The organism is Streptomyces sp. NPDC059567 (genome assembly GCF_042735655.1).
Classification (GTDB): domain Bacteria; phylum Actinomycetota; class Actinomycetes; order Streptomycetales; family Streptomycetaceae; genus Streptomyces.
On the sequence record NZ_JBHWBS010000163.1, the window covers coordinates 1 to 7,758 of the forward strand.

Sequence of the window (7,758 nt, forward strand, 5' to 3'; positions counted from 1 at the left end):
CGTCCTCGTCGACGTTGGGCCAGTTCACCCCCACCAGATCCAGCAGCGTGTCAGCCCAATCCGGCACCGTGACAGCCACGATTCCCAACCCCCGTTGCTCGTTGCCACCCGCAAAGATTCAACACACTAGTCGTACAAGGGTTCCAGGGCGACGCCGGATCGCGTGAGCGCCGGTGGAGTCCTACCCGGCCGTCTCCCGTCTCCCCCGCACGGCGGAGGTGCTTCGTCGCTGCGGACGAAGTGCGGCGAGGGCCGCCCCGGCCAGCATGGTCGTCATGACGACGACCGCACTTCTCACCGCCCCCGCCCCCGTATGGGCCCGACGCGCCGCGCACGCCATCGCGCTGTGTGCCCTTCCGTCCGGCCTGTGGCGCGTCGCCATGGCGTCCGGGGTCTACGTGGGCTACAGCGAGCAGGTGTTGCGCGATGTCTTCGACATCCCGGGCTGGGGCATCGCGTACGTCGTCGGCCTCTCCGTCCTCGCCGAGGTGGCCGCGCTGTTCCCGCTGCTGCTCGTCGGCGACCGGTGGCGGCCGCTCTCTCCCCGGACCCTCGTCGCGGTGTCCTGGACCGCCTCGGCCGTCCTGGTCCTGGTGGCGCTGTGGCAGCTCGTGGTCGCGTTCACGGTCGAGAGCCGGACGTACATGTCGAGCGGTACGGCAGAGGCCGTCTGGTGGTTCGTCTTCGCCCCGCTGTTCGCCATCCCGGCGCTGATGACCGCGGTGACCTGGTCGTACGCGAAGCGGCATCGGACTCGGGCCCGGGCGTGACCCGGCCATGCGCTCGCGGCGGAGGCCGGTCCACCGCTCAGTCCTGGATCCAGTTCTCCTCCATCAGATCCGTCGCGGCGTGGGTGTGCCGCACACGGAACACCGACGTCCGCACCCTCCGCCGCCGCCACGGACGATGCGGTCCGGCGGTGGCGGCGATCCGACTCCGGACCCGACTCCGACGGACAGGCCCACCGACGGCCCGTCGACACCCGCGCCGTCCAGCCCTCCGTCGGGTGGCGACGACGGCGGCACCACCCCGCCCGGCAGGGACCCCGAAGGCGATCTCGCCGACACCGGTTCCGACACGCCGGTCGGTCTCATCGCCGGTGTCGCCGCTGCCCTCGCGGCGGCCGGCGCGGCGCTGATGTGGTTCAAGCGCCGACGCAGGGCCACCGGAAGCCGACCGGTCGACCCCACGCGATAAGCGGTACGACAGCGGCCCCGCACCCACGCCATGGGTGCGGGGCCGCCCCGCATCCATGGCGCCGCCCGGCGGAAGGGGGTTCACCGGCACCCCGAGGGCTGCTAGGTTAGGCAAGCCTAACCTAAGGAGTTCTGATGACCTTCGCCAAGGCGCGCCGCAACGGGCCGACCGACGCCGAGCGGATCCGCTCCGTGATCGCCGCCGCCGGCTCCCTGAGCCTGACGACGGACGGCAACAGCTACGACCTGGTGGCGATGCACGAGGTGGACGACGCCGGCCGGCTGGCACTGCACGCCCCGGCGGACAGCCCCCTGGCCGCCGAGGTCGCGTGCGCTCCGCGTGGAATGCTCTCCGCGCTGCTGGAGTTCACGGACATCGCCCCGATCGCGGTCCGCCACCGCGTCAGGGCGCGCGTCACCCTCGCGGGGCGGCTCACGCCCTCGCCGCTCCAGACCTCACCCGGCGTGCTCGTGCTCCGGCTCGATGTGGCGAACGCGAGCATCCAGCGGAGCGCGCTCGTCGAGCACGTCGACCCGGACGACCTGGCCCGCGCCGTTCCGGACGTGCTGGCCGTGGCCGAGGCCGCGATGCTGACGCACCTGGAGGAGGGGCATCGGGACGTCGTCGAGCGACTGGCCCGCCTGGCCGACCCGGATCTCCCGCACGGCGTGGCCCGCCTCGCACCCCTCGCGCTGGACCGCCACGGGATCACCCTCCGGTGCGAGTACGCCCGCGGCTACGCCGATCTCCGGATCGCGTTCAGGACTCCCGTACGGGACGTGGACGAGGTGGGCAGGCAGGTGGAGCTCCTCCTGCGCCGCGCCGTGGCCGCACCCACCGGAAAGCGGGCCGGCCGGGAAGAGGCGGGCTCCTAGTGCCGGAAGAAGATCCGGTCGCGGTACTCCGTCATCACCCGGCCGTTCCACTCGTGCCCGCCGTCGACGTTCCCCGAGCGCAGCAGCGGCGGCTCGATGCCCAGGCGGACCATCTCCTCGGCAGCCGCGGCCATCGTGGCCTGCATCAGGGCGCTCGTGACGACCGTCGAGGCGGGCGCGAAGGGGGCCTCGATGGCCTCGTGCGTGAGCTCGGCGTCGCCGACGGCGATGCGCGAGTCGAGGACGATGTCGCAGTGGTCCTTCAGATACGTCCCCGAGACGTGCCGGGACTTCGTCTCCGTCGCGTACGCCACCGAGGTGACACCGATCACCGTCAGGCCCAGGGCGCGCGCGTTCATCGCCATCTCGACCGGCAGGGCGTTGCGGCCCGAGAGCGAGATGATGATCAGTACGTCGCCGGCCTTGGCGGGCGAGGAGTCGAGCACCGCCCCCGCGAGGCCGTCCACGCGCTCCAGGGCCGAGCCGAGCGTCGCCGGCATGACGTCGACGCCCACCACTCCGGGCACGGCGAGCAGGTTCATCAGCGCCAGTCCGCCCGCCCGGTAGACGACGTCCTGGGCGGCGAGCGAGGAGTGTCCCGCGCCGAAGGCGAAGAGGCGGCCGCCGGCGGCGACGGCCTCGGCGATCGCGGTCCCGGCCGCGGCGATCTCCTCGGCATCCTCGTCGCGGACCTGCTGCAGCAGGCTGATCGCGGCGTCGAAGAACTGTCCGGCCAGCTTGGACTCGCGCGCGCTGTCGCCCATTCCCGAAGCTCCTTGTCGTCGTGTCGCGGATCACGGTGCGGTCTGGACCATTGCTCTGTCAATACCGCCTTTCCCCGGCGCGGCACGGTTGTCTGTGGCATGCGTCAGAATTGGGGCAGGGCCAGCGCACGACTCATCGAGGGGCACGTATGTCCGGACTGATCGACACAACGGAGATGTATCTCCGCACCATCCTCGAGCTCGAAGAGGAAGGTGTGGTCCCCATGCGCGCCCGGATCGCGGAGCGGCTCGACCAGAGCGGCCCCACGGTGAGCCAGACGGTGGCCCGCATGGAGCGCGACGGTCTGGTGACCGTCGCCGGCGACCGGCACCTGGAGCTGACGGACGAGGGCCGTCGACTCGCCACGCGCGTGATGCGCAAGCACCGGCTCGCCGAATGCCTGCTCGTCGACGTGATCGGCCTGGAGTGGGAGCAGGTCCACGCCGAGGCCTGTCGCTGGGAGCACGTGATGAGCGAGGCCGTGGAGCGGCGCGTTCTGGAGCTGCTCCGGCACCCGACGGAGTCGCCGTACGGCAACCCGATCCCGGGTCTCGAGGAGCTGGGCGAGAAGGCCGAGGCGGAGTCCTTCCTGGACGACTCCATGGTCTCGCTGGCCGACCTGGACGCGGGCCAGGAGGGCAAGACGGTGATCGTCCGCCGGATCGGCGAGCCGATCCAGACGGACGCCCAGCTGATGTACACGCTGCGGCGCGCGGGCGTGCAGCCCGGTTCCGTGGTGAGCGTGACGGAGTCGGCGGGCGGTGTTCTCGTCGGCAGCAGCGGCGAGGCGGCCGAGCTGGACGCCGATGTGGCGGCGCACGTCTTCGTGGCGAAGCGCTAGCCGAGACCGAGCGCCGGCCGAGACCGAGCGCCGGCCGAGGCTGAGCGTCGGCCGAGGCCGAGGTTTCGGCCGAGGACCCTCCTCAGGGCCCCGGGAATCCCCCCTCCTGCTTCCCCGGGCCCGTTTTACGGCGGAATCACCACGCCCGCACCCTCGGCGTGCCACGCTGGGGGGAGCCGTGCGGCCGGGGAGGGGTGTGGCGATGACGAAGGCGTCCGGGGCGGTGCGTGAAGAGACAGAGGGCCCCGGCGCCCATGGGCGCCGGGGCCTGTCCTCCCCTGTGCTGACCCGGAGCCCCGAGCTCCCAGGGTCATTCCCCTCGGACCGTTTTCCCCGAGCGGTCCGCCTCCCGCTGAAGATCTCCCCTCGGCGGCGCGCGTCAATCCTTGAGCCCCGTCACTCGAACGAGGGGTGTTACGTGGCAGAACCGCATTTTCGAATAAGGGTTCGATAGTCTGGCGGTGCTCGACACGCTCGATGGAAAGAGGGGGTGCCAGGGAACATGGTGCGACGTCTCGACGTCACCGGGGCCGACGGCGTACGCCTGGCTGCCTGGGAGTTCACGGAAGAGCGGGCGGAGACGGCCGGGTCCGGCGTCTTACTCCTGCACGGTCTCATGGGGCGCGCCTCCCACTGGGCGCCCACCGCTCGCTGGCTCGCCGACCGCCACCGGGCCGTCGCGCTCGACCAGCGCGGACACGGCCGCAGCGACAAGCCCGCCACCGGCCCCTTCACCCGCGAGGCGTATGTCGCGGACGCGGCCGCGGCCGTCGAGCAGCTCGACCTCGGGCCCGTCACCCTCATCGGCCACTCCATGGGCGCTCTCACCGCCTGGCAGCTCGCCGCCGAGCGCCCCGACCTCGTCCGCGCCCTGGTCATCTGCGACATGCGGGCCTCGGCCCTCGGGGCCGCCTCCCAGCGGGAGTGGCAGGACTGGTTCCGCCGCTGGCCGGTCCCCTTCGCCTCCCTCGACGCCGTGCGGAAGTGGTTCGGTGACGAGGACCCCTGGGTCGAGCGGCCGAACCCCGCTCGCGGCGAGTTCTTCACGGAGGTGATGACCGAGCGCCCCGACGGCTGGCACCCGGTCTTCGACCCCGCCCAGATGCTGACCTCCCGCGAGACCTGGGTCCACGACGCCCACTGGGACACGCTCGCCCAGGTCCGCTGCCCGACCCTCGTCGTCCGCGGCCTGGACGGCGAGTTGGGCCGCGCGGAGGCCCAGGAGATGGTCCGCGTCCTGCCCCGAGGGGCGTATGCGGAGATCCCCGACGCCGGCCACCTCCTCCACTACGACCAGCCGGAAGCCTGGCGCACGGCGATCGAGCCGTTCCTCAACGGCGTCCTGACGTCCTGACACCTGGGCTCAGCGCGGCGGGACCGCCCCGGCGTACACGTTGTTCGGCGTCACGATCGTGGTGATCGCCCGGGCGACCAGCGTGCTCGGCTCCTGGCCCTGGGAGGAGATGTCGGTGTTGAGCATGAGCACCAAGGTCGCCTTCTGGGAGGGCAGATAGACGGTCACGGTCTCGTAGCCCGGGATGGAGCCGTTGTGCCCGATCCAGCCGCTGGCATTGAAGATGCCGAGGCCGTAGCTGGTGCCGGGAAAGCCCGTCGGCAGCGTCTTGAGCCGCTCGGCCTGGGTCTCCGGGCTGAGCAGCTCCCCGGTCGCGACGATCTTCGCCCAGCGGCGCAGGTCCTCCAGGTCCGAGATCATCGCCCCCGCCGCCCAGGCCCAACTGGGGTTCCAGTCCGTGGAGTCGGTGACCTCGCCGCTCAGCGTCTGGTTGGTGTAGCCCCGCGGGTGCGGCTCGGGGAACTCCGATCCCTCGGGAAGCAGCGTGTGCCGCAGCTCGGCCGGGCGGAGCACCCGCTTGTCGATGAAGTCGACGAGGCGGTGACCGCTGACCTTCTCGACCACGAGGCCGAGGAGGATGAGGTTGGTGTTGGAGTACTCGAACTGCGCCCCCGGCGCGAAGGTGTTCTTGTGCCGGTAGCCATAGGCGAGCACCTCGTGCGGGGTGAACGAGCGCTGAGGGTCGCTCAGCAGATCCTGGATGAAGTCCGGGTCGGACGTGTACGGGAAGAGGCCGCTGCGCATCTCCGCGAGGTGGCGCAGCGTGATCTTGTGTCCGTTGGGGACCCCGCGGATGTAGTCGGCGATCGGGTCGTCCAGCCGGACCTTGCGGTCGTCGACGAGCTTCAGGAGCGCGGTGACCGTGAAGGTCTTGGTCTCGCTGCCGATCCGCACGTAGCCGTCGGTGGACATCGGCTCGCCCGTGACCTTGTCGGCGACACCGAACGCGCGGACGTAGCTGCCCTTCCCCGGCATCCACAGCCCGGCGACGAGGCCCGGGATGCCGGCCTGCTTGCGGACGTCCTCGATGGCCTTGTCGAGGCGAGCGGTCAGCTCGGGGCCGAGACCGTCGGGCGGGCAGTCCTCCGCGCCGTGGTGGGCGACGACGGCGGGGACGGCTGTGGCGGGAGTGGTGGCCACCGGGGCCAGCACGGACGCCACGAGCAGAGCGGCGGCGAATAGACGGCGGGCGCGGGTACGTCGCATGTCGGGGGTGCCTCTTCCGGTTCAGGATCGGGAACGCCAACGTGACCCCCGCGACGCCTTGGCGCTCCTTCCTCGACCCGGGACCCCGGTGAGTCCACTCGTTCGGACCCGGGCGGCCCCTGCCTCAGGCGAGGACGTGCTGTGAGGGGAACGTGAACTGGGCGCCCCCTCCTGTCTGTTTGAATGATCATGTCAGTGCGATGCATGAGCAAAGAGACGGGGAAAACGCGGTGGGACGACAGTTCAGGTCGGGGCTGGCTCTCGCGGGGGCGATGCTGCTGCTGAGTGCGTGCGGAGAAGACGGAGGTTCGGGCTTCGAGGGTGCGCCCGGTGGCGACCCCCTGAAGGGCGACAAGGGGGTCGCGGACGTCAAGACCGCGCCTCTCGCGCAGGAGGGCACCGTCTCGGTGATGTTCTGCGCGGAAACGATGACCGCCAGAGGGGGGACCCTGTACGGGGTGACGGTGCGGTCCTACGCCGTCAAGGACGGGAAGCTGGTGGCCGAGCGCAGCTCCGTGTTGCCGCCCGGGTTCAAGCCCATGTCCGGCTGCCCGAGCGACACCCCGGACATGCCGACGCACTACTCGTTCAGCAAGGACCTCACGATGCTGGCGGGCCTCTCCGAAACGACCCGGGCCGCTGCTGTCGACACGTCGACGGGTGAGGAGATCGCGCCTCCCGATCCGGACGCCTTCGACAAGGACCTGGAGTCGAACGCTGCTGTCTTCCACCCGGTGACCAACCAGCTCTGGTACGACTCCGACCCCGACAACTACGGGGTGAAACTGCCCAGGTACTTCCGGGACCCCAAGGGCGGTGCGGCGAGCCAGCAGATGGTGCCGCACGAGCAGCTCGCGAGCCACATGGCCAAGGACAGTGCCACCGCAGCCACGGTCCTGGCTGCGGGCGAGAGCGACTCGCCCGTCTCGCCGTCGGGCGTCGTGGCGTTGGGCAGCAACATCGAGGGCCTCGGCTTGGCGCGGGTGAAACCAGGCAGCGACGGGCTTCTGGAGGAGCTCAAGTCGGCTGCCCTGCGTGTGCCTGGTGCGCAGTCCGGGGACACCGGCGTGAAGGTGCACTGCGACCCGGCCTTCTGGCGTGACGACACCACCCTGGTCTGCCGGCACGACAGCCTTGAGCAGCTCACCTTCAGCGCGGACTACCAGAGCGTCACCAAGACCGAGAAGCTGCTCCCCGAGAGCGACCGGGGCGCAGGAGATCCCACGCCCTCCCCGGACGGCAAGAGCCTCGTGTTCCTGTCCGAGAACAGCAGCGACCAGTGGGTGCTGTACCGCTCCGACTTCGCCACTCCGGGCGCCCAGCCGGTGAAGATCGCCGCGTTGGATATGCCCATCGACGGCTCGGACGATCACGTCGTGTCGCTGATCAGCTGGAACTGACGGATCAGCCCGTTCATCCCTCGGCCTGGCCGGCCCCCCCCCCAGCCCACCCAACACCCCCCGGGCGGGGGGGGGCGCGGGGGGGGGGGCCAAATTGGGGCGAGAGTCGGTGGGGAGGCC

Annotated in this window: 9 protein-coding genes; 6 read left to right on the plus strand and 3 right to left on the minus strand. The window is 71.0% G+C overall.

Annotated features, from left to right (window positions below; translation table 11 throughout):
• The first annotated feature begins 266 nt into the window (after window positions 1-266).
• On the plus strand, window positions 267-770 hold the full coding sequence (locus ACFVZW_RS35955) for a hypothetical protein (protein WP_384530656.1): 504 nt from the start codon (window positions 267-269) through the stop codon (window positions 768-770).
• Between the two features lie 37 nt (window positions 771-807).
• Here the strand turns inward: ACFVZW_RS35955 and ACFVZW_RS35960 are convergent, their stop codons facing one another.
• Entirely contained in the window at window positions 808-885 is a 78-nt protein-coding gene (locus ACFVZW_RS35960; protein WP_384530671.1) for a hypothetical protein, read from the minus strand.
• Window positions 886-906: 21 nt separating this feature from the next.
• On the opposite strand from ACFVZW_RS35960, the gene ACFVZW_RS35965 reads away from it, so the two are divergent.
• Both ACFVZW_RS35965 and ACFVZW_RS35970 read left to right on the plus strand, forming a co-directional pair.
• The gene (locus ACFVZW_RS35965; protein ID WP_384530658.1) at window positions 907-1,197 is read left to right on the plus strand and encodes an LAETG motif-containing sortase-dependent surface protein; all 291 of its coding nucleotides are present in this window, start codon (window positions 907-909) and stop codon (window positions 1,195-1,197) included.
• A gap of 134 nt (window positions 1,198-1,331) precedes the next feature.
• On the plus strand, window positions 1,332-2,072 hold the full coding sequence (locus tag ACFVZW_RS35970; RefSeq protein WP_384530660.1) for a DUF2470 domain-containing protein: 741 nt from the start codon (window positions 1,332-1,334) through the stop codon (window positions 2,070-2,072).
• Here the strand turns inward: ACFVZW_RS35970 and ACFVZW_RS35975 are convergent.
• Complete coding sequence (locus ACFVZW_RS35975) at window positions 2,069-2,836, minus strand: SIS domain-containing protein (RefSeq protein WP_384530662.1); 768 nt, start codon at window positions 2,834-2,836, stop codon at window positions 2,069-2,071. The two genes, ACFVZW_RS35970 and ACFVZW_RS35975, sit on opposite strands and share 4 nt — an antisense overlap.
• 149 nt (window positions 2,837-2,985) lie before the next feature.
• Here ACFVZW_RS35975 and ACFVZW_RS35980 point away from each other — a divergent pair, with 149 nt between their 5' ends.
• Entirely contained in the window at window positions 2,986-3,678 is a 693-nt protein-coding gene (locus tag ACFVZW_RS35980) for a metal-dependent transcriptional regulator (protein WP_362362954.1), read from the plus strand.
• A gap of 502 nt (window positions 3,679-4,180) precedes the next feature.
• Entirely contained in the window at window positions 4,181-5,032 is an 852-nt protein-coding gene (locus ACFVZW_RS35985; protein WP_384530664.1) for an alpha/beta fold hydrolase, read from the plus strand.
• Between the two features lie 9 nt (window positions 5,033-5,041).
• On the opposite strand, the gene ACFVZW_RS35990 is transcribed toward ACFVZW_RS35985, so the two are convergent.
• Window positions 5,042-6,238 (minus strand): serine hydrolase domain-containing protein, encoded by a 1,197-nt coding sequence (locus ACFVZW_RS35990; RefSeq protein ID WP_384530665.1) that lies wholly within the window; start codon window positions 6,236-6,238, stop codon window positions 5,042-5,044.
• A 230-nt stretch (window positions 6,239-6,468) separates the two neighbouring features.
• Here ACFVZW_RS35990 and ACFVZW_RS35995 point away from each other — a divergent pair, with 230 nt between their 5' ends.
• Complete coding sequence (locus ACFVZW_RS35995; protein ID WP_384530667.1) at window positions 6,469-7,638, plus strand: hypothetical protein; 1,170 nt, start codon at window positions 6,469-6,471, stop codon at window positions 7,636-7,638.
• Window positions 7,639-7,758: the final 120 nt, after the last annotated feature.

Coding starts and splice junctions, on each gene's coding strand:
- ACFVZW_RS35955 (WP_384530656.1), top strand. CDS start 267: ATGGTCGTCATGACGACGACCGCACTTCTCACCGCCCCCGCCCCCGTA.
- ACFVZW_RS35965 (WP_384530658.1), top strand. CDS start 907: ATGCGGTCCGGCGGTGGCGGCGATCCGACTCCGGACCCGACTCCGACG.
- ACFVZW_RS35970 (WP_384530660.1), top strand. CDS start 1,332: ATGACCTTCGCCAAGGCGCGCCGCAACGGGCCGACCGACGCCGAGCGG.
- ACFVZW_RS35975 (WP_384530662.1), bottom strand. CDS start 2,836: ATGGGCGACAGCGCGCGCGAGTCCAAGCTGGCCGGACAGTTCTTCGAC.
- ACFVZW_RS35980 (WP_362362954.1), top strand. CDS start 2,986: ATGTCCGGACTGATCGACACAACGGAGATGTATCTCCGCACCATCCTC.
- ACFVZW_RS35985 (WP_384530664.1), top strand. CDS start 4,181: ATGGTGCGACGTCTCGACGTCACCGGGGCCGACGGCGTACGCCTGGCT.
- ACFVZW_RS35990 (WP_384530665.1), bottom strand. CDS start 6,238: ATGCGACGTACCCGCGCCCGCCGTCTATTCGCCGCCGCTCTGCTCGTG.